This window comes from Haloferax sp. s1 (assembly GCF_058382125.1).
Window position 1 is genome coordinate 1 of record NZ_JBZRPK010000709.1, and the last position, 19,863, is coordinate 19,863.

Sequence of the window (19,863 nt, forward strand, 5' to 3'; positions counted from 1 at the left end):
ACCCGGGGAAGAGAGCGGATAGAAGCGCCGCAATGAATGGGTTCCCTCCTTCAAACAGGTCGTCTACCGCGGAGTCGACCGATGACTGCGGCGGGTCGCGCTGGCGAACTCCGCACTCGGGGCAAATCTCAGCCCGCTCGTCGATAACCGCGCCGCAGTCGCGGCAAAACACTTCGTTCGGGCCGCGGTCTCGGGTCGGTTGGTCGTCGGAAGGCGCTGACATACCCGATATCCACGCCTGAAGTCCCTAAATGTACACACTGAGTCGGTGTGATGGTCCAGGTCATCCGCCCGCAGTCACCGGATAACGAGTTGCGAAACGCGCGAAGTGTGCTACTAACACTGTGAACTCGACGCGCGGTCCCGCCGTCGTCATCCGGACACGTCAGGTGGACCAAACTCCTGAAACAGCCGACTCAAACGGGTCTATTTTGTGGTCGATAACGCCGCCGCATCCGTCGATAACCGTGACAGAGATGGTGATATTCACGAGAGTAACAAGAACTGCCTAGCAATTCCATCATCATAAATGACACTTCATAACTAATTCTCGGCAGACACGATTACGCATGCGATGCGAATTGTCCCAAAGCGGCTATACGCAGCAGTAGTGCACAGTTCGGTGTTCCTCGGCGTGGCCACCATCGGAGAAATATACGTCGCGTCGTCCCTCGCGGGCATCAGTCCGAACGCAGCCCTCGTCGTCGGATTCCTGATTACCGTCGGCATCTACAACTTCGACAAACTCGCGGACCTCGACGCCGACGAAGCGAACTACGTCGGTCGAACCGCCTTCATCGCGGCGCATCCAAGGATGTACACCGCCTTCTCGGCGCTCGCCATCATCGGCGCGCTCGGACTCGCAATCCAACGCGGCGGTGTCTACGGGCTTGGACTGACGCTCTTTCCCGGCGTCGTTGCCGTTTTCTACAGTTTACCGCTCCTGCCGATTCCGTCTGCCGACCGGCTCAAAGACATCTTTCTCGTCAATACGACCGTCGTCGCACTCGCGTGGGCGGTCCTCGTTGCATTCGTCCCGTTCGCGGTTGCGGCAGCGGAGCCGAGCTACATCGCCGGGGCCGTCGTCGCCGCGGTCTGGTTTTTCCTCCGCTCTGCGATTTCGGTCGAAGTTCACAACGTGAGGGATGTCGAAGGTGACAAAGAAAACGGAGTCGCAACCCTCCCAACGGCTGTCGGTGTTCGTCGGACCCAACTGATTCTCTACGCGATGGAACTGGTTTCACTGGGGTTTGTTGTCGGTGCCGCGTGGCTCGATTACGTCCCTCTCTGGGCACCCATCGCGCTCCTTCCCGCCACCGTGTACTCCGTGTGGATTACCTACGCGCTTACCGGTACGAACCGGTCGGTGGAGCGACTCTGCACGCTCAGAGACGGAGAAGGTGTACTGATGGTCCTTGGCGTAGTTGTCGCAGCCCACGGACTATCCCTCGTCCCTGTCTAACTACGCACATACCCTTTTGTCGCTCGGAGAGAAAGTTTGTATAGTGAGTACGAACGTCGGGGAATTGGCGCTACATGGGCCAATACCGGGCATGAGATGGGATGTGCAACTTATCGCACAATCAGAACCAGTAGTCACGATTGCTGTTGGGCTCATCGTCGTCGCGGGAATTGTCAGCGTTGGTGCCGCCACGATTGCTTGGAAGCACCGGAAAACACCGGGTGCCCCCGGTCTGATCGTACTTGCCGCCGCAAGTGGATTGTGGTCGATGGGATACATCGCCGAACTCATCGTCGCAGACCTCGGCCTCAAACTCGTCCTCGCAAGCATCCAGTGGATTGGCGTCCTCACTGCGCCAATCGCGTGGTTCGTCTTCGCGTTCGCGTACACCGGGCACGACCGGTATACGACGCCCGGTATGACTATCCTCATCTCGTTTATTCCGATGGTTGCGCTCGTCGCCGTCTGGACGAATCCTGCACACCACTTCATGTGGTCGGCGGTAGATGTCGTTCCCGCCGTGAAGGGGATAATCAGCATCCTTCAGCATGAGTGGGGACCGCTTTACTGGGTCGCCCTCGGATACAGCTATCTGCTCTGGCTCTCCGGTGCGATTGTCCTCTTTCGGACGGCATTCAACATGCCAACGATGTACCGAATGCAGGCGATTACGCTCATCCTCGGGACGCTAATGCCGGTCCTCGCAAATGTCGCCACGACGTTTCTCGAACTGTACGGGTCTTCCATCGATATGACGCCTGCAGGCTTCACGTTTGCAGGACTGGCGTACGCGGTGGCACTCCGTCGATACGACCTCCTCGGAGCGCGCCCAATCCCGAAGTGGTTTGCTTGCGAACGTGTGGTCGAATCCATGGTTGACGCGGTCATCGTGACCGACACGAAGTGGCGCGTCATCGCCCTGAACGAATCGGCAGTTGCCATCCTCGGCCGTTCCGCCGACGAACTCGAAGGACGCACCGTCTCCGAGGTCATCGAAGATATCACGCCCGGCCAACCGGTCGGCGACCAAGTTACAATCAGGCTCGGCGGTGGCCAGCGAGACTTCGAACTCCGGACCAGCGAGTTCACCGACCACCATAACCGCGCCATCGGCAACGCGCTCGTCTTCCGGGATGTGACCGACCGTCGGTTGAATCACCAGCAACTCGAAGTGATGAACCGCGTCCTTCGGCACAACCTCCGAACCGAAGCAAACCTCCTCGAAGGCTACGCCACCCTCGTCTTGGAAAATATCGAGTCGGGGTCGCTCGAGTCCGCGCGTTCGCACGCGGAAACTGTCCAGAACCACGCGGCCACGCTCGTAAACATCGGCAAAAAGGCGCGAAAACTCGGTACGACGCGGAGAGATGACGATACTGGGGATGTGCAACTACTCCCCGTCTCGGTCCAGATACGGGCCGCCGCGGACACTATCCGAACCGACTTCCCCGAATCAAACATTCGACTGGCGTCGCTTCCCGAAAACGACTACGTCTGCGCGCCGATGCTCGAACCAATCGTCGCCGAGCTTCTGGAAAACGGTGTCGAACACAACGATTCGACAACACCAGTTGTCACAGTGACGGCAACGGTCAACAGCGACACACTCAAACTTCGCATCGAAGACGAGGGTCCGGGAATCAATATGAGCGAACTCGCTGCCATCCAGTCCCACGGCGAAACGCCACTCAGACACGGCAGCGGGCTCGGTCTCTGGTTGGTGAAGTGGGGCGTTGACCAACTCGGTGGAACAGTCGAGTTCAATCAACGGAAGCCGACTGGGTCAGAAGTTGTCCTCCGAATTCCGGTGTCACGCAAGAGTTCGACGGTGAATAAGACTGACACTGAGTAAGGTGTCTGAAGCGAGGTGAGGAGGCGAGTAGTGGCCGACTGTCCAAGATTGGTCAGTCGGTGAAGATACCCTACACCTAGTTTTCAACATTGATATCCTTGTTGGTGTGTGCTGTTAGAATACGATACAATATTTGGAGTAATTAATAACTACAGGATGACTAATTATTGCCTTGTGAGGCCGATTTCCGGAGTTAACCCTCTCTTTGAGGTTGCTCAACACACTCGGTTAAACCTTAAATACTGAACTCAGACAACACCGGAGTATGCCTACCCAAGGTGAGAACGATGAGGTGGAGCCACCCACTCCAACCCTCGAATTTGGTGCCTCCTCGACGCCCCACGAGGAAGGCAGCGTTCCAGCACCGGTACCACCGGACGACCCTGCCGCGTGGTACGCACCGTCTGTTCGGTCCCAGTACGAAGTCGCAGCAGATACTGTCGTCACCATCAGCGACGCCGACCACGGTTTCGACTACGATGTTCGAGAGCCAACTGTCGGTGCTCGCGAGTCCGACGCTCTGGAGACTGTTCGTGACCACTTCTCGACGGTCGTCCAGCGGCGGCCGCTCACTCGCGAAGGAGCGGCCGCACGCGCTGAAGCGGGACTTTCCCCGAAATACCGGCGTATCTTCGACAGGCTACTCGACCTCACGCCGCCCGCTCGCAGGCGCGTGGAACACCATGCGCTCTCTGACCTCCGCTTACTCGGCGAGGTCACGCCGCTCGCGCTCGACGACCGAATCGAGGTCGTCGATGCTGGCCGTGGAGACGGGTCGGAGTGTCTGGTCGTTCACACCGAAGACTTCGCCCCGGCGACGACGGCATTCGATTCTGACGTGGCGTTTGCCGACCGCATCGCCGCCGAGCGGGTCGAACACTACACCGTCCCCTTCGCTGGATACGATGTGGATGTGGTCGTCTACCGCGACCGGCTGCTCGGCGACGACCGCTTTGCCACCAAGTACGCGGTCCTCGAACCCGACCTCGTTCCGGGTGACACCGAACTCATCGAGGAATGTAAAGAGCGAATCTGGGAAGCGAACGTCGACGATGTGGTCTCCGACCGTATCGGATTCGTCCGCGACAGGGCGCGCGAGTTCCTTTCGCGGCGACTCACCGCCCGGAACACGAGAGCGTGGGTCGACGCTACGAAGTTCCGTGTCCAGTCGGCGCTTTCAGAGTACGGGCTTACCCTGCCGCCGGTCGACCGCCGGTTCGCCGAGGACCGCCTCGACGACCTCGTCTACTACGTCCTCCGCGACTACGTCGGCGAGGGGATTCTCACGGTTCCCATCCGCGACCCGCATCTCGAAGACATCGAAGCGAACCGCGTCGGCGAACGCGTGAAGGTCATCCCGCGGGCTGACGTGACCGGCCGTGGCGGGCTTCGCGTTCCGACGAATCTCGTCTTCGAGGACGAAACGGAGTTTACGAACGTCGTGACACAACTCGCCGCAGCGGACGGCGTGGAGTTGAACGCCTCGAATCCGAGTGCGAAGGTGAATCTCCGCCCCGGTGCAACCGGTGGGGACCCCGAGACGAGCGACACCGACGAGACGATTCGGTGTGCCGTGGCGCTCCCAGTCATCTCAGAAGGCGGGCCACACGTCTCGATTCGCAAGCAGTCCGGCGACGTGCTCACCCCAATCGACCTCGTGGAGGGTGGCTCACTCTCGACAGAACTCGTGACGCTGCTTTGGCTTTGCTACGAACACCACCGCGTCGTGCTGTTCTCGGGCGCAACAGGTGTCGGCAAAACTACATTAATGAACGCGCACATGCCGTTCATTCCCTACGACCACCGGCCAATCAGCATCGACGAGGGGTCCCGTGAGGTCCACCTTCCGCACGAGACGGGCGTCTCGCTCACGACGCGTGACCACGAATCCGAGTTCAAGCGCGTCTCGATGGCCGACCTCATGACCGAGGCGAATTACCTCAATCCCGATGTCGAGGTCATCGCCGAAATCAACACGCCGGCGTCGTTCGCCACCTTCGCAGAGACGCTAAACACCGGCCACGGCGTTATCGGAACCACTCACGCCGCGGACATCGAGACGCTCGTCAACCGCGTCATCGAGCAGGGGCTACCGCCGTACCTGCTCCGCGAACTCGACCTCGTCGTGTTCCCGCACAAGGTCGACGGCGAGCGATACGTCGCCGAAGTCGTCGAACTCGTCCCCGAATCGGAGTACAACGAAACGTGGGGTCGCCGCGGCGTCATCGAGAAAGACGGCCGGACACTCCACTGGAACACCATCGCCCGTCGGTCACCCGATGGCTCGTTCGACCTCTCGTACGAACACCCGCAGTTGGGTGACGACCACCGGCGCGTCGGTATCCGATTGTTCCACCGCATCGCCGAAGCAACCGACCGAGACGTAGAGGCGGTCGAACGCGAGTTCCACCGGAAACACCGATACGTCGAGTATCTCGTCCGCGAGCAGGTGACCGACGTGAACCAACTGTTCGGGTTCCTTTCGGACCTTCGAACGGACGAGGCAGCGACCGTCGAGCGCGTCCGCCGCCGGATGGCAGAGCGCACCGACAGCGGCGCAACTGGCGACGGCCGCGACGACACCGAGGGACGAGAGCCGTGACCGAGTTCGACGCCGTACGCGACGACCGGGGTGTCGGACGGGTCCGCTCGCTTTCGGTCCTCGACAGAGCGCTCTATGCCCTCTTCGCGAGACACGTCGACGCCTCGCGGCACGACCGAGACCGTCGCCGCTACCGCGGGACAGACATGCGGATGAGTTTCGACCTCTACCTCGCGCGAGCCTACGGACTCGCGTGGGCGACCGGCTTGTTTGTCGCATTCCCGACGGTGCTCGTCGTACTCGCGGTGCCCGATTCGACCGTCGATGCCGTCCTCAACGTACTCCGCGCGGCACTGCCGCTCTTCGAGCACGTTCCGATACCCGTCGTCCCGCGTCTGCCAGTGGCGGCGGTGTTCGCGCTCGGCGCGGCCGTTGCGACCCGGCGCGCCGTTCTCCTGGTCGCCGGGAGATACCTCGGGTGGCGAGCAACCGCCCGGCGAGAGAACATCGAGCGGACGCTTCCCGGTGCAGTTCGCTACCTGCACGTCCTCTCGTCCGGGAGCGACGGACCGCGCGAGATGCTCCGCCGAGTCGCCGAGACCGGCGCGTACGGCGAAACGGCAATCGCCTTCCGCAGCGTCCTCAACACGGCCTCGCTGACCGGGAACGTGAACGAAGGACTCCGCCGAGTCGCCCGCGACACTCCCTCAGAGGGGGTGCTCTCGCCGTTCCTCTTGAAGTTCCGCGAACACGCCGGACAGGGCGACGACGCCCTCAGAAACTACCTCCGGATGGAGAGTCGGATGCTCGGCCACCGACAGGACCGCGCCCGCGAACGCGCCGAGGGCTTCCTCGAACTCCTCGCCGAATTGTTCATCGTGCTCCTCGTGCTGCCGTCGCTCCTCGTCATCGTCCTCACGGTGATGAGCGTCATCGCGCCCGGACTCTCCGAGCCGGTCGTCACGCCGCTCGGGCAAACCACTACTCGGGGTGTCGTCGTCTATTCGAGCGCCGTCTTCATCATCGGCGTCGGACTCGGTGCGAGCCTTCTCATTTCCGGTCTCCGGCCACCGGACCAGTCCGTCGAATACGACAGGCCAACTACGGCATTCAACACCCTCACCACGACGCTCACGAACCCGGCCAGCGCCGCGGTCGTGTTCGTGGCTTCGGCACTGCTCGTCGCCGGGGTCGCCGCCCTCGTTGGCGCGGATGCGGTCGGCGTCTCCCTCGCCGGGTACGTCGCCTACGCGACGCCGGTCGGTCTCGTGGGCGTCCGCCGCGCCCGCATCGACGACGCGAAAGACCGCGAATTGAAGGACTTCGTCCACGCCGTCTCGGGACACGTCAGTCTCGGCCGCCCCTTCGCAGAGGCAGTCGAGAACGTCGGACAGGACGTCGACCTCGGCCCGCTCGACAGCGACGTGGCCGACCTCGCGCTCAACCTTCGGTTCACCGCGCCGAGTTCCGGCACCGACGTGAACCTCCGAACCGCCGCACTCGAACGACTCGTCGAACGCGTCGGGACACCGATGGCCGAGCAAACCATCGGGCTCGTCGTCGGCGCGCTCGACGGCGGCAGCGACACCGGCACCGTCTTCGACACGCTCCAGACCGAAATCGGCCGCCTCTACCACGAAAAGCGCGCACTTCGGTCTGGGCTACTCGTCTACGTTGCCGTCGGCTGGACGACCGCGCTGTTGGTCATCGGCATCACTGTCGCCGTCAACGTCCACGTTTTCGACGGGTTCGCACAACTCTCGTCGCTCTCGACGAGCGGGTCGTTCGCCATCAACGCGGGCGCGGTCGACCTCGAACGCGACCGCTATCGGATGTACGTCGTCACGCAGGCGACCATGCTCGCCTCCGGATGGTTCGCCGGAACGGCGAGTCGAGGTCGCTACGAAGCGTTCCTTCACTCGGCTGCGCTGGTCGCCGCCTGCTACATGGTCTACGCGGGGGTCGGACTGATATGAGCCGCGTCCTCACCCAACTGAACGGGACAGCCCGTACCCGCGCCCAATCGAACGTCGTCGGCGTCGCGCTCCTCCTCGGAATCGGCGTCGTCGCCATCGGTCTCTTGACCGCGAGCGTCGGAACGCTCGTTGACGCACAAGTTGCGACCGCCGACGCGGACGCCGCCGTCGAGGGTTTCACCGACCTCCGAGATGGCGTCTTCGCCGGCACGAATGGTAGCCATCCGGTTCGCGTCACCGACGGCGACCTCTCGCGAGTGAACCGAACCGTCCGAATCCTCTCGGAATCGGGAACCAACCGAACCTACGACGCCGACGGCTACGCCGCCGAATTGGGTGGCCACCGAGTCGCCTTCATCGGCGGGGCGGTGGCCCGCGGAACGGGAGAAAGCGCCACCCTCGCCACACCAGTTCCGCTCTCGCTCGCCGGTGACGCAGCGTTTCTCGCGCTTCCGGTGCTGACAACTAACTCGACCGACGGTGGCGGACTCGGTTCGGGGGCAACACTCCGAACGCGAACCAATCGAACCGTGGTCGACCTCCCCACCGACACCTACACCGTCGCCATCGAGACCGCGGTCCCAAGTGCATGGGAACGAGCGTTCGAGCGCCGCGGCTTCACCCCAACGCGCACAGACTACGACGACGATGGCGTCGAGAGCGTCGTCGTGACCGTCCCCGACGACCGGACGCTCACGTTAGCCCGGTACGACCTCACGGTGGTGGTCGACCGTGGCTGAGGAACACGGAACGACGACCTCATTTCAGACTGCCCGGCGCGCCGTCGTCCCGGTCGTCGGCAAGGCCCTCGAAGCCGCAATCGTCGTGCTGTTCATCGGGCTATTGACGACCATCCTCTTCGGCGGCGTCGTCCCCGACCACCGCGACGCAGTCGGCCACGAACTCGCCGACAAAACGCTCTCGACGGCAGCGGAGCGCGTCGAAACGACTGCGACGGTTCCCGACGCGGCAGTTCGCGGAACTCACCAAGCGACCGTCGATATTCCGCGGTCGATTCGCGGGAGCACCTACCGAATCGAGTTCGTGCAGAATGCCACGCTCGCCATCGACGCCAACGTGACTGCGCCCGCGCTCGTTCTCGACCACCCGAACGACGCGTTCGACCGACAACTACCGGTCACGCTCCCTGAATCAGTGAGCGTCTCTGGCACGTGGGACAGCGGTACCGACTGCGTCGTCCGCGTCGTCGTCGATGACGACGAAACGGCAGTTGAACTCTCGAACGGAGGCGGGCAGTGACGACCGCGACGGCCCGCGCACAGACGACGCTCGCCGGTCTCGCAGTAGCGCTCGTCCTCGTGACGACCGTCACTGCGGGGAGTATCGTCGTCGCCGACCGAACACTCGCAGACGCAACGAACGACCCGCTCGAACAGCACCAAGCCGAACGTGCAGCGGACGCGCTCGTCACCGACTCGCCGCTAACGACGGCGCAGGGACGCATCGATAAGTCGCTCGTAAACAAGACGAATGCCAGCGAACTCGCGACGGCCGTGCCCACGCTTCGAAGCGTCGACTTCCGCGTCCGAGTCGACGGAGAGACGATAGCCGCCCAAGGTGACCCGCAGGGCGGGACCACCGTCTCACGGGGTGCGGTCGCCATCGAGACGCGCACTGCCAGCGAGACAATCGACCTCAACGACAGCGATGCGGCGACCCTCAATGGTCGAACGAACCGAATTCAGTTCGACGTGAACCCCGACCCGGATACGACGGTCCGAACGATTCGCGTCGGCGACAGGGTCGTCCTGCACCGACCGACCGGAATCGAGGGCACGCACACCGTGAACGTCACCGACTACGCCGACCCGGTGATTCGCGTCGAGCGAGTCGGTCCCGCCCCAACGGGTAGCGTCACTGCAACCGCAACGGTGTTCGAGACGGAAGCGGCCCGAATCGAGGTGACCGTCGATGCGTGACCCGCTCGGATTCGACCGCGGTCGTGGCGGTTCCGACGTACTGTCGAACGAGTCTCGCGGTCAACTCTCGCTTACGATGGTCGAGGCGGCGGTGGCGACGCTGTTTATCCTCGCCGTCGCGGCGAGTTTCTCATTGACGCCGACTGCACCCGTAGGGACCGAAACGGCTCTCGACCAGCGGGCGACGGACGCTGCGGCGCTCGTCGCGGACGTGCCTGCCGACGGACCGGGAACGTTCCTCGGAGCGGCCTGCGCTTCGCCGGGTGACTTCGACGCCCGAGCGGCGCGCTTACACGAGGTCGCGACAGCAGGGCTTCCGACCGGCGCGTTCGTCTCGCTCCGAACCGACGTTGGAACGGTCGGTACCCAACCACCGGAGACGGCGCGGGTCGGAACCGCATCGGTTGCGGTGCCTCGCTGTACCGCGACGCTGGAGGTGTGGTACCCGTGAGCCGACTGTTCAGCGGGAGCGACGAGACGGGCAGGACGAGCACCGACCGCGGGCAACTCGTCCTCGTCTCCGGCGCAGTCGTCGTAGTCGCGTTACTTACCATCGTGCTCGTACACGCGCAACTCGGCTACGCCGTCACGGACGCCGCCCCGCCGGTTGATGACGTGGCCGCGGCAACGGACGACGCTGTCGAGGCCGCGACCGCGGATGTCGCAGGCCGGTACAGTTGGGCCGCGAGGGAGTCGGCGGTCGCAGACTTCAGGTCGCAACTCGACCCGTCGCTCACGCGAATCGAACACGCACACACCGGTTCCGGTGGTGTGTCACTCTCGACTAACAACTCGGTCGCCGCGGGATGGGCGCTCAGAAACTGCCCCGAGAGCACGTACCGCGACTTCGGCCAGTGCGTCGCAGACGACAGCGTGGTCGTTCAGGAGCGCGCCGGAGAGACCGCTATCGTCGCCGTCCTCGTCGACGTGCGAATCGGGACGCCGCAGTCCGAGACGGACTTGACGTTCGTCTTTAGGCCGGAGTGACGGGGATTTTTCCGACGACAATAGAGCCACCTGTCGAATGCTTCGTAACCGGGTGGACTGAACGGGGCCGCGTCGACGAGGAAGACGGCCGACAGTAGCACCGCAGGACGATGGCCGAGGCGCGCACGGAGGCCCTCGACTCGTCAACGCGGGGGCGTTCGAAGATAACTATTCACTAGCGGTCATAACACGTTGATTGCAGGAGATCTGTAAAACAGACATTGTTGATACTGGTAAGCAGAGCATTCTATTCTACATATACAGGACACAATTCATCAATTCCGAATTAGTATAAAAATATTAATGGATGTGTTAATTCTGCTGAAAATCCGCTGTTGCAACCTCCACTTTTTTGGATACTTACGTCACTACTCTTCTCATTCGCCGAAGAGATCTGTGTTGACTGTTTGTTCACTTCGCCATTCTTTGCATTTATACTGATATGGCCGATAGTGTCGCCACCTTCTATATTCTGTGTCGTGATGGACGGCTTTTTGTTGTTGCCACGTGAGGCCGGTGTCTGGAAAATGTCGATTTCGTGTTTAGTGTCAGAAATATATTCGTACCCTACTAAGTATGACAAATGTATACATTTTATAAAATTTCAATCATTTCATATTGTGGCAAAAACATTATTACTAGATGCATAGTTGGTTAGGATGTGCAACCCAAATGAATCGAACGGCTACAAGACTTCTACTCAATAACCTCTACTACGCACTGTTCACTGCTGGGATGGTGTATTTCGGCGTTCTACAGCGTGTCATCGCTGGTGAATACACCCTCTCTACAGTTGTTGTCACATTCATCTGGGTTTTGAGTGGACTCGGCGTCATCGCATTCGACCTTATTGACATAATAGCGTTGTTCAAGCCCACACCAGATGCAGAGTGATGTTGCACGCCCCTTTACTGAGTAGCGCTGCGAACGCCGGCGACAGGAAAGAGTACGTGACGTCTATAGTAAACAAGTAAGTAGATATTGAGCTTCATTAATTGCTCTACTGAGATCGGCTCGGTAGCCATCTGAGTTCACGCAGTAACGCTCTTCTGAACCATTCTCGGATGACTCTCCGTTGATCACCTACCGACGCAAACCACCACCCTACCGCAACCACCCAAACAGCGACCACCCGCCATCGTCTGCATCGTCAGCCACGTCCTCCAACTGCGCTTCTAGTTCACGTCGTCGCTCGCGTTCGCGTTCGAGTTCGGCTTCGAGACGCTCGTTTTCTTCGAGCACTGATTCGAGGTGTTCTTGCAGCTCGTCGAGCCGGTCGAGATGGTCGTCAGTAGGCCCGTCCTGAGGCGTCGTTGTCTCTCGTGGCGCTGTCCCCGAATCGGTTTTCTCACGTCGGTCACGCTCTGCCCGTCGAGACAGGTCCGTCCGCGTTGTCGAACGTCGAACTGCACTCGAAAATCCTGTCGGGTCGTAAAACTCGCTCGTCCCCGATACCGCCCGCTCGATTGTCTTCTCGCCGTAGGTCGACCCATCCGCAAAGTGCACCTCGTCCCATCTCTCGCGATACAGTCCGGAGTCGCGAAACAGGCGGTCCATCTGGGTAGCGTCCCCTGCCGTCCAGAACGCCAGCAACGAACACAGTGCCATGTCGGCGTCTGAGCGACTGTCGTACGCGCTCGCGTCCCCACCCCACAGGCGGCGGAATTTCACGCTGTTTGCAGCGTTCGATGCGCGTCTAATCACGTCGTCGTCTGTGAGGTCGTTTCCACGCTCGGATGTCTCGTTCGGTGGTTCCGCTTGTGTTCTCTCTGTGTGGCCCTGTGTGGCGCGTGGTGGCTCGGCGTCTGTTGGCGTCTCGAAGTACGCGCTGTGTATCTCCGCGAGCGCTGCGGTCCGCTCGGCCACCTTGGGTGGTGTGTCGTCGACGCGGTCGCCTGTCATCGTGAAGAATCGCGCGTGTTCGTACAGTTCGAGGTTGCCTGTGCGATTGCCGTCGGGTAGAAGCGAGCCCTGAACGAGAATGTGATAGCCGGTGCCTGATGGACTGACTTCTGTGTAGGAATCCAGGCGGTCGATTATCTCTTGTGCCCACGCTTCGGTCGCTCCCGTCTCGCTGTTGCGACACTTGTCGAGGTCGACACCAACGATGGGGTCGTCGTCGATGAACACGTATCCCACGCCATCCGCAGGCCCGTCTGTTGCGTACGCCAGCGCCTCGTCAAATGTCGTCCACGTCGCGGCGTCTGTCGCCGATGCATACCCACCGGTTACGTCCAGCGGAACCTTCGTTTCATCTCCACCGCGCGTCTGTTTTTGCCACCCCACCCACTGGGCTCGGTCGAGAAGTTCGTCCGGCATCGCAGCCCGCGTCGGGAGTGGTGGCGTCATCGCTACTGCGTGGTCTCGTGGGGGGTTAGTAAGGTGTTTCGTGCCGCGACACGCTCGTCGTATTCACCGTCGTTTGTACACCCATTCTGTGGGGTGTCTCGTGAGTCGCTTCTCACACCCGTTCGTTTCGAGGGTGTACACAGACGCCTCGATGCACGCCGGTACAGTCAGTGCCCTGTTCCTCTCACCTCACGTTGCTGCTTCCTGGCTCGCCTCACCTGTGATTTCCGGATGCCCACCGCTCGATTCGATGCCGTTGTATCGACCTGCGTCTTCGCCCACACCCAATCCCTATATTTCCGAATACCCGTTACACCCGCTTGTACTGGGGGTGTATCGACTGATTTCGATTCGGCGTCTCTCCCCGATTTTCGCACGTATTTGCCGCCCACTCCTCACGATTGCCACCGTAAATCACACTGTCGATGACTGCCCTCTCCCCCACGTACGATGGCTGTGACGCCCTATTTTTACCTCCGATTCGACCGGAAGTGGTGGGGGCTTTCGGCGACGCTCTACTCCCCCTGTTCGATGGCCGCTGGGTGTTGGCTGGCGATGGTTGCTTAGGAGGTCTTGTTGCGGGAGATGTGAGGGGTGTATTCCGCCTGAAACAGGGGTTGGTATTCGAAGTAACTGCTTTGCATCCAAAACGGACTTGACGATTGTCGTCAAGCCGGAATGATGTAGGGTCGCTCGGCTTCGGGTTTTCGTTGTTGCCACTGAAGAACGATGATTGATAACCTAGTTCTAACTTTAGGAACTTCGCTGCGAATCCGGTTAGATTCTGCCTCCGCACAGATCTAGTTGATAGTATCTGCGAATATTTCAGACAACATACTCCAACCATTCGTACATAGACATTTGTATGTGCATTGGGAACATACTACATATCTAGAGATTCATCCATTCAGGATGATCTCGTATGAGCCATGCGAACAGATCGTCAATACACCGAAACAGAGGAAGAATATCGAAGTGCATTCCGTCGAGACCGAGATCGGATCACGTACGCACCAGAATTCCGTCGGTTAAAAGACGTCACCCAGATCGCACACGTTGGGGAATCGTACCTGTATCATGACCGGTTAACTCACTCACTCAAGGTTGCACAATTCGGTGAGTCAATCGCTGAGCTGCTAAGACAGGAATACGCTCATCAACAAATTGAGAGGGAATTAGATACACAGGTAGTCATCGCCGCCTGCTACGCCCACGATATTGGCCATCCACCATTCGGCCATGTTGCTGAACGTGAACTGAATCGACTCCTGCAAGAAGAACACACACCGAATGAATTGGGATTCGAAGGGAACGCACAGACATTCCGTATCCTCACCCGACTCGCAAACCACAGAGAGGAAGGATTCGGCCTCAACTTAACGCGAGCAACGCTCAACGCGACGATTAAGTATCCCTGGGCGCGCTCGGAAAAGCCAAACAAGGACAAGTGGGGTTATTATAAAAGCGAAAAAGAGGCATTCGAGTTCGCTCGGGAAGGATCGAACCGTACAGAAAAGCAATCGCTCGAAGCACAGATCATGGAATATGCAGACGATGTCACGTACGCAGTCCACGATATCGATGATTTCTATCGGAGTGGTCTCATTCCATTAGACCGCCTCTTGGTTGAGGCAGAACAGAATTACAGGGTTGATGAAGAGACAAGCAATATTGAGCAATATCTCAGAGAGGAGGGGAAAGAAGAAATCGCAGATAATGTCAGGAGAGTCCTAAACGATATCAATAGCAACTATGCAAGAGATCCGCTTAAATGTCATATACGAATAGTGAAGAACAACGAATCGCAATTGCTCAGTTTGACTCCAATCTGATTTCTGATTTTATTAATGGTTCTGAAGGGACGGAACCCCCAATCATAATTGACCTAACTGATGACGAGTTCGACCTAGAACGAGACGATAACGTCGAAGAGACAATTCAGGTATTGAAGCGCATCACGCGCTACTACGTGCTCTCAAACCCGTCATTGAATGCTCAACGACATGGGCAACGTCGGATCATCCGGGTCGTATTCAACGCGTTGTACGAAGAGTCTGGAAAACCAGGTATAAGCGCGATTCCAGAGCCATACCGGGACCGATTACAAGAGAATCTCAAAGTCGCTACTGAAACTCAGAATGCACGGGTTGTCGCAGATATGATCACATCGATGACTGAAAAACAGGTCAGTGCCATGTACAAGCGGCTCCAAGGCCATTCACCTGGCTCATTAGTTGACGAAATTGTCCGTTGAAGTTCTGTTTTCCGGATCTCCCCCGCACTTACTTAGATCTTGTATCTTTGTGAGTAAACCCATCCTCTCTTGCTTCTGCTAAGACTTTTGCAACCCATTCCTGAGGAAGACGAGACTCGTGCTTTCTCACCGTTTCAAGCCAATCAAGCTTTGACTGTCTAGTCTTCAGTGTCCTATGGTATCCTGGTGACACCTGTTCTAAATCAGGTGGCTGTTCGCCGGGGAGTACTTTGGTGGTCGTAGCTTCCCAACCGTAGAGTGCCTCTGCGAGTTCAAGATAATCCTGAACTGTAGACTGCGTTGTATCCGTTCTCTTTGCAATCCCCAGCGTTGAGTATCCTCTTTCACAATACGCAACAGTTTCGCCCTCGACCTGTCTCAAGTCTGTTTTCCTTGCAAGGTAGCGCGCTCTCTGAACTGCGTATCTATTACCATCCTCATAAATCATTAATGAATGATAGTGGCGAGAGTACATGATTCTTACACCGAACAATCAAACCACAACTAAACACCTAGACCGTAACTCGCTACAAAAAAGAGAGCTAACCAAGCGCCCAACGCCTACCGAACGTTCCAGATGCCTTTATCAGCCTCTTTCATCAGGTCAAAATCGAGCGTCCAGTAGAGCGGCGCAGCACCCTCGGCCACATTATACGCCAATTTGCCGCGCTGAGTGTCTCCGCTGTCGATGTAGTTATCCTCGTACGGTTCCGAAAGCTGCGACGTTGCGACGATATCTTGGGAGTAGGGGAATCCCGCGCCGTCTTTCAACCACATCTGGAGGAGCGACGAGAGTTGCTGTTGTTCGTCAGTCTTGTTTTCCACCGAGAAATCGACAATCGCGTACTCCTTGCCATCACCGGCGTTCGAACTCCCGACGTTCCCGGCGATATCCACCGAATTGACGGTGACGCTGATGCCGTTGAATTCGATTGCTTCTCCGGGGGAGGCGACATGGACCTGAAAATCCTGTATAACGTCCTCGGGTGAGTTCGGTGAGTCACCGAGAGGAACAACAACCCGGTCGTACGAGAAGGGGTCGGACGCTAAGAAGTCGAATCGGAGTTTGAGGTCGGACGCATCCTCCGGAATCTCGTAGGCCAAATCCCCTCGCGAAACCTCTCCGGGAACGAGTTGTCCGGCAGTGAACTGTTTCCCGGATTGGTCGAACGTCTGGGTCTGTTGATAGGCCTGTTTCTCGGCGTCGACGACGCGGGTTTGGCTCTTCCCCGAGAAGGCGAGGTACTCGTCCGAGGTGACGTTCTTCACCGCGAGTCGAACTTTCAAGAAGACCTTGCCATCGTCGGCCCGCTTGAAGGCCCCGATTTGACTCACCCGCTCGATGGAGCGAATGACCATTGCAAGCGTCTCGTCTCCGAACACCTCTCCGACCGTCGCTTCGGCAACGTCCAGTCCGTATTCGCCGGACCCCTCCGAGACGTTATCGACCGTCGTTTCGACCGCCGTTTGTGGAGTCGGACCCTGAGTTCGGGGTTCGGTTGTGTCCGTGTCGGTTCGGGGCTGGTCGCCACCGCCCGTACATCCGGACAGTCCTACAGTGGTACCCACCAGACCGAGGTATGTTCGCCGGTTCATGAAACAGGTCCTGTTGGAGTATTGATAACGTATTCTAGAACAATAATAGAGTTTATAATTTTGTCATCTTCACCGAGTACGTCTCGGGACGACACAGTCCGAAGCGGACCCGACGTTTGTTGCCAAGTCGGAGTACCGCAAGGTGTGGTCAGTTTCGTTCGGCTACCGACAACCGCGGCACCCGAACCGTCACCACTGACCCACCTGTCTGTCGGTTCTCGAAACGCAATTCACCGTCGGCGATATCGACGCCCCACCGAACGAGCCACAGACCCAGTCCGCTTCCGTGTTCGAGCGGCGTCTCGTCACCGTGTTCGAGCACTTCACGTTCGTACTCACCGATTCCGTCGCCGTCATCGATGACCTGGAACTCGACCGTGGTATCGTCGATTCGAGTGGAAATCTGAACCCACGGCTCGTCGTTGGCATTGTGCTCGACACCGTTTTCGATGAGGTTCACGAGAACGGGCTTGAGGACGGGCGAAACGACGATGTCGGGCGATACGTTTCCTGTGCTGATACGCGCGTCAGGATACGTTTTGGCGACCTCCGTCACACACGCATCGAGCAGTTCCGGAACGGAACGGGGTTGCTTCGCCGTCCAGTTGGTCTCGAACAGGTCGACAATCGCCCGACCTTTGTCACCGACATCGATGATACGCTGGGTGTGTTTCTTTATAAGCTGGCTTTCTGAAGTTCCTTCGGTATCGGCGACCAGATCGGCATATCCCGAGATGAGATTCGCTTCCGTCCGGAGGTTGTGCCGGAGTACTCGATTGAGTACTTTGAGTCGCTGCCGCTCGCGTAGAATCTCACTGACATCGTGAAACGAAATCAGACACCCGAGGAACCGACCGTGAACGTCGTCGATGCGCGTGACAGAAACGTCGTAGCGGTCCGTTCCGTAAGATGTCTCAATCGAAATCGGCTCGGAAACCTCCCCGTCTACCGGTAACTCATCGTACGACGGGATGATACTGTCCGAGGGCATCCCGAGAACGGTCGTGGCGTTGGTTCCAAGGATGTCTTCCGCCGGTTCGTTCATATCGACAATCGTGTCGTGTCGGTCGACGACGACGGCACCGTCGTGCATCTGTGTGAAGACGAGTCTGCGAGCCCGATGTGTCGGTGACGGACTCGCCCCGAAGAGCCGAAACCGAGTGACTGCGGCGAGGTAGGCGACACCGGATACCGAAAACGCAACTGGAGTCGGGTCGAGACCGGACGTGTCGAAAATACCGAGCAGGTAGAACACGTTACTCGCCCACGGTGCGAGCGTCCCGAGGAGAAGCGCGACGCTCTGCCCACGGAACGGGCGCATCTCACTCGTCAACATACCGAAAATCGGGATACTCCCGAGCAAGCCAAGCAGATAGGTGTAGCCCGTAATAACCCAAAACCACGGGCCAACAGACTGGTCGAGACGGAAGGCCCCGTTTTGGACGATGAGGGTAGACTCACGATAGAGCAAGTCGTGGTACTCGCCGGTCAGTGTCAGAATAACCGTGATAGCGGGAATAAGGCTGGCGAGCACGAGGTATCGGGGCTGAAGGTACTTGTCGCGACCAGTGTAATCAAGCGCGAATGCGAGCCACCCCACAGGAATAACGACAACACCGAGCCACGAAACAGCAACCCAGAATAGTTTTTCGTGGAGCGTCGTCGCTTGAATCTGCAACACGAGGCAAATTGACCACCAACTTTGTCCCGCAAGCATGGCGACAAGCGGGAACGACCCCGGCTCCGGTCGGGCCCGCCACGCGGTGAGCGTCGCTGCGACCCCGATAACGATTGTGGCGAGTAACACCAGGGTGAGTGGGGTAATAGGGACCATCGTGGGCAGTACGACCCATTCGAAGTATAATAAACACCAGTAGATTCACCAAAAAATGTAATGTATCTATATTTTTGTACCAATTAGAGGATGACTAGAGCTAAGACGGCAGCAACGACCACGTATTCAGATTCGGCCGCGAGCGTGAGTGCATCGCCGTGAGCGGTCCGACCCACCAAGGACGTAACACAGACGGAAAACGCGAGACCGACGAGGAGTGCCGCGACGAACAGCGGGGCAAGAAGTCCCCACAATGCAGCACCGACGAGCATGAGTGCTGTCACGATATCAATCCCGTACAGGACGCGACGAGTTCGGGTAACACCGAGTACGACGGGAAGTGTCTCGACGCCGATAGCGCGGTCACCAGCAGTATCGCGGACGTTGGGAATCTCGACGTTGACGAAGATACCGAGGAGATAATACGCGAACACGACGACGGCGGCCGGTGTGACTGGCGCGTCAGCGAATGTGAGCGGAAGAGCAGTCAGCGTCACGGCCCACGCGAACGCGACGACGAACGAGTTCACGAGCAAAACATCCTTGAGACGGCGGAACTGGGCAGTAAGGGTCGAGAGCCAGTCGGACGCGTAGAGAACCCAAAACACGCCGGGAAGGAGCGTCAGTACCAACGCAAGTGGTCCACCGAGGACAGAGAGCGCGACAGCAACACCGTACGACAGCGAAACCACGTGGTTCAGCGTGCGTTCGTGTCGTTGGATAAACGCCGCCCGGTCGGGCGTCGTTTCCGCGTCGGTGTCGGCATCAGCGATTCGGTCTCCGAGATAGACTGCGAACGTCACCAACCCAACAACCACCGGAGCAAGCGTGACGTCCAACGACAACGCCCTCGTGACGAGCATCACCTGAACGACCGCAATCACTGCAAGATACGCCGAACTGTACCGAAATACATTGACCGTCTGTCCGACGACCCCGACAACCCATTTCGAGATTTCGTGTATGAGTTCTGGATTTAGTACGCCACCCGTGACATGATTTTGTTTATTTGACATTTTATCACTACGGCGGAGCCATGAACGTTGTAATCCCACACCCGCCGTCGATGAC

At 58.8% G+C, this 19,863-nt stretch carries 17 protein-coding genes and 1 pseudogene; 12 read left to right on the plus strand and 6 right to left on the minus strand.

Annotated elements, in window-relative coordinates; all coding sequences use genetic code 11:
- Window positions 1–223: pseudogene (locus QT222_RS19710) on the minus strand (zinc ribbon domain-containing protein); the annotation flags it as partial.
- A 351-nt stretch (window positions 224–574) separates the two neighbouring features.
- On the opposite strand from QT222_RS19710, the gene QT222_RS19715 reads away from it, so the two are divergent.
- From QT222_RS19715 to QT222_RS19760, 10 genes are all read left to right on the plus strand, one after another.
- Entirely contained in the window at window positions 575–1,462 is an 888-nt protein-coding gene (locus QT222_RS19715) for a UbiA family prenyltransferase (protein ID WP_179955356.1), read from the plus strand.
- Between the two features lie 91 nt (window positions 1,463–1,553).
- Window positions 1,554–3,314: a histidine kinase N-terminal 7TM domain-containing protein gene (locus QT222_RS19720; protein WP_491478150.1), complete on the plus strand. Its 1,761-nt coding sequence runs from the start codon at window positions 1,554–1,556 to the stop codon at window positions 3,312–3,314.
- 265 nt (window positions 3,315–3,579) lie between these two features.
- A complete protein-coding gene (locus QT222_RS19725) occupies window positions 3,580–5,916 on the plus strand; it encodes a type II/IV secretion system ATPase subunit (protein ID WP_179955355.1) in 2,337 nt (778 codons plus the stop codon).
- On the plus strand, window positions 5,913–7,832 hold the full coding sequence (locus QT222_RS19730) for a type II secretion system F family protein (RefSeq protein ID WP_491478138.1): 1,920 nt from the start codon (window positions 5,913–5,915) through the stop codon (window positions 7,830–7,832). The genes QT222_RS19725 and QT222_RS19730 overlap by 4 nt, the downstream gene beginning before the upstream one ends.
- Window positions 7,829–8,572 (plus strand): DUF7289 family protein, encoded by a 744-nt coding sequence (locus QT222_RS19735; RefSeq protein WP_491478139.1) that lies wholly within the window; start codon window positions 7,829–7,831, stop codon window positions 8,570–8,572. The genes QT222_RS19730 and QT222_RS19735 overlap by 4 nt, the downstream gene beginning before the upstream one ends.
- A complete protein-coding gene (locus QT222_RS19740) occupies window positions 8,565–9,092 on the plus strand; it encodes a DUF7266 family protein (RefSeq protein ID WP_491478140.1) in 528 nt (175 codons plus the stop codon). Before QT222_RS19735 ends, QT222_RS19740 begins: the two co-directional genes overlap by 8 nt.
- Window positions 9,089–9,772 (plus strand): DUF7263 family protein, encoded by a 684-nt coding sequence (locus QT222_RS19745; RefSeq protein ID WP_491478141.1) that lies wholly within the window; start codon window positions 9,089–9,091, stop codon window positions 9,770–9,772. Before QT222_RS19740 ends, QT222_RS19745 begins: the two co-directional genes overlap by 4 nt.
- Entirely contained in the window at window positions 9,765–10,223 is a 459-nt protein-coding gene (locus QT222_RS19750; protein ID WP_004057679.1) for a DUF7262 family protein, read from the plus strand. The genes QT222_RS19745 and QT222_RS19750 overlap by 8 nt, the downstream gene beginning before the upstream one ends.
- Window positions 10,220–10,759 carry a DUF7261 family protein gene (locus QT222_RS19755; protein WP_491478142.1) on the plus strand — a complete coding sequence of 180 codons (540 nt, stop codon included), beginning with the start codon at window positions 10,220–10,222 and terminating at the stop codon, window positions 10,757–10,759. Before QT222_RS19750 ends, QT222_RS19755 begins: the two co-directional genes overlap by 4 nt.
- Before the next feature lie 672 nt (window positions 10,760–11,431).
- Window positions 11,432–11,653 carry a hypothetical protein gene (locus QT222_RS19760; RefSeq protein WP_004057683.1) on the plus strand — a complete coding sequence of 74 codons (222 nt, stop codon included), beginning with the start codon at window positions 11,432–11,434 and terminating at the stop codon, window positions 11,651–11,653.
- 210 nt (window positions 11,654–11,863) lie between these two features.
- Here QT222_RS19760 and QT222_RS19765 read toward each other — a convergent pair whose 3' ends face one another.
- Complete coding sequence (locus tag QT222_RS19765) at window positions 11,864–13,108, minus strand: phage NrS-1 polymerase family protein (protein WP_491478143.1); 1,245 nt, start codon at window positions 13,106–13,108, stop codon at window positions 11,864–11,866.
- A 929-nt stretch (window positions 13,109–14,037) separates the two neighbouring features.
- On the opposite strand from QT222_RS19765, the gene QT222_RS19770 reads away from it, so the two are divergent.
- Both QT222_RS19770 and QT222_RS19775 read left to right on the plus strand, forming a co-directional pair.
- The gene (locus QT222_RS19770; RefSeq protein ID WP_491478144.1) at window positions 14,038–14,940 is read left to right on the plus strand and encodes a deoxyguanosinetriphosphate triphosphohydrolase family protein; all 903 of its coding nucleotides are present in this window, start codon (window positions 14,038–14,040) and stop codon (window positions 14,938–14,940) included.
- Window positions 14,880–15,362, plus strand: a complete 483-nt coding sequence (locus QT222_RS19775) for a hypothetical protein (RefSeq protein ID WP_491478145.1) — start codon at window positions 14,880–14,882, stop codon at window positions 15,360–15,362. Before QT222_RS19770 ends, QT222_RS19775 begins: the two co-directional genes overlap by 61 nt.
- A 28-nt stretch (window positions 15,363–15,390) precedes the next feature.
- Here QT222_RS19775 and QT222_RS19780 read toward each other — a convergent pair whose 3' ends face one another.
- The 4 genes from QT222_RS19780 to QT222_RS19795 form a co-directional block, all read right to left on the minus strand.
- Window positions 15,391–15,810 (minus strand): hypothetical protein, encoded by a 420-nt coding sequence (locus QT222_RS19780; protein WP_491478146.1) that lies wholly within the window; start codon window positions 15,808–15,810, stop codon window positions 15,391–15,393.
- A 113-nt stretch (window positions 15,811–15,923) separates the two neighbouring features.
- The gene (locus QT222_RS19785; RefSeq protein ID WP_491478147.1) at window positions 15,924–16,958 is read right to left on the minus strand and encodes a DUF4352 domain-containing protein; all 1,035 of its coding nucleotides are present in this window, start codon (window positions 16,956–16,958) and stop codon (window positions 15,924–15,926) included.
- Window positions 16,959–17,106: 148 nt separating this feature from the next.
- On the minus strand, window positions 17,107–18,792 hold the full coding sequence (locus QT222_RS19790) for a histidine kinase N-terminal 7TM domain-containing protein (RefSeq protein ID WP_491478148.1): 1,686 nt from the start codon (window positions 18,790–18,792) through the stop codon (window positions 17,107–17,109).
- Window positions 18,793–18,875: 83 nt separating this feature from the next.
- Window positions 18,876–19,676: a UbiA family prenyltransferase gene (locus tag QT222_RS19795; RefSeq protein ID WP_491478149.1), complete on the minus strand. Its 801-nt coding sequence runs from the start codon at window positions 19,674–19,676 to the stop codon at window positions 18,876–18,878.
- Window positions 19,677–19,863 lie beyond the last annotated feature (187 nt).

Excerpts from the sequence above, each read along its gene's own strand:
- QT222_RS19785 (WP_491478147.1), bottom strand. The coding sequence starts at position 16,958 with ATGAACCGGCGAACATACCTCGGTCTGGTGGGTACCACTGTAGGACTG.
- QT222_RS19720 (WP_491478150.1), top strand. The coding sequence starts at position 1,554 with ATGAGATGGGATGTGCAACTTATCGCACAATCAGAACCAGTAGTCACG.
- QT222_RS19775 (WP_491478145.1), top strand. The coding sequence starts at position 14,880 with ATGTCATATACGAATAGTGAAGAACAACGAATCGCAATTGCTCAGTTT.
- QT222_RS19780 (WP_491478146.1), bottom strand. The coding sequence starts at position 15,810 with ATGATTTATGAGGATGGTAATAGATACGCAGTTCAGAGAGCGCGCTAC.
- QT222_RS19735 (WP_491478139.1), top strand. The coding sequence starts at position 7,829 with ATGAGCCGCGTCCTCACCCAACTGAACGGGACAGCCCGTACCCGCGCC.
- QT222_RS19725 (WP_179955355.1), top strand. The coding sequence starts at position 3,580 with ATGCCTACCCAAGGTGAGAACGATGAGGTGGAGCCACCCACTCCAACC.
- QT222_RS19765 (WP_491478143.1), bottom strand. The coding sequence starts at position 13,108 with ATGACGCCACCACTCCCGACGCGGGCTGCGATGCCGGACGAACTTCTC.
- QT222_RS19760 (WP_004057683.1), top strand. The coding sequence starts at position 11,432 with ATGAATCGAACGGCTACAAGACTTCTACTCAATAACCTCTACTACGCA.
- QT222_RS19770 (WP_491478144.1), top strand. The coding sequence starts at position 14,038 with ATGCGAACAGATCGTCAATACACCGAAACAGAGGAAGAATATCGAAGT.
- QT222_RS19750 (WP_004057679.1), top strand. The coding sequence starts at position 9,765 with ATGCGTGACCCGCTCGGATTCGACCGCGGTCGTGGCGGTTCCGACGTA.
- QT222_RS19715 (WP_179955356.1), top strand. The coding sequence starts at position 575 with ATGCGAATTGTCCCAAAGCGGCTATACGCAGCAGTAGTGCACAGTTCG.
- QT222_RS19790 (WP_491478148.1), bottom strand. The coding sequence starts at position 18,792 with ATGGTCCCTATTACCCCACTCACCCTGGTGTTACTCGCCACAATCGTT.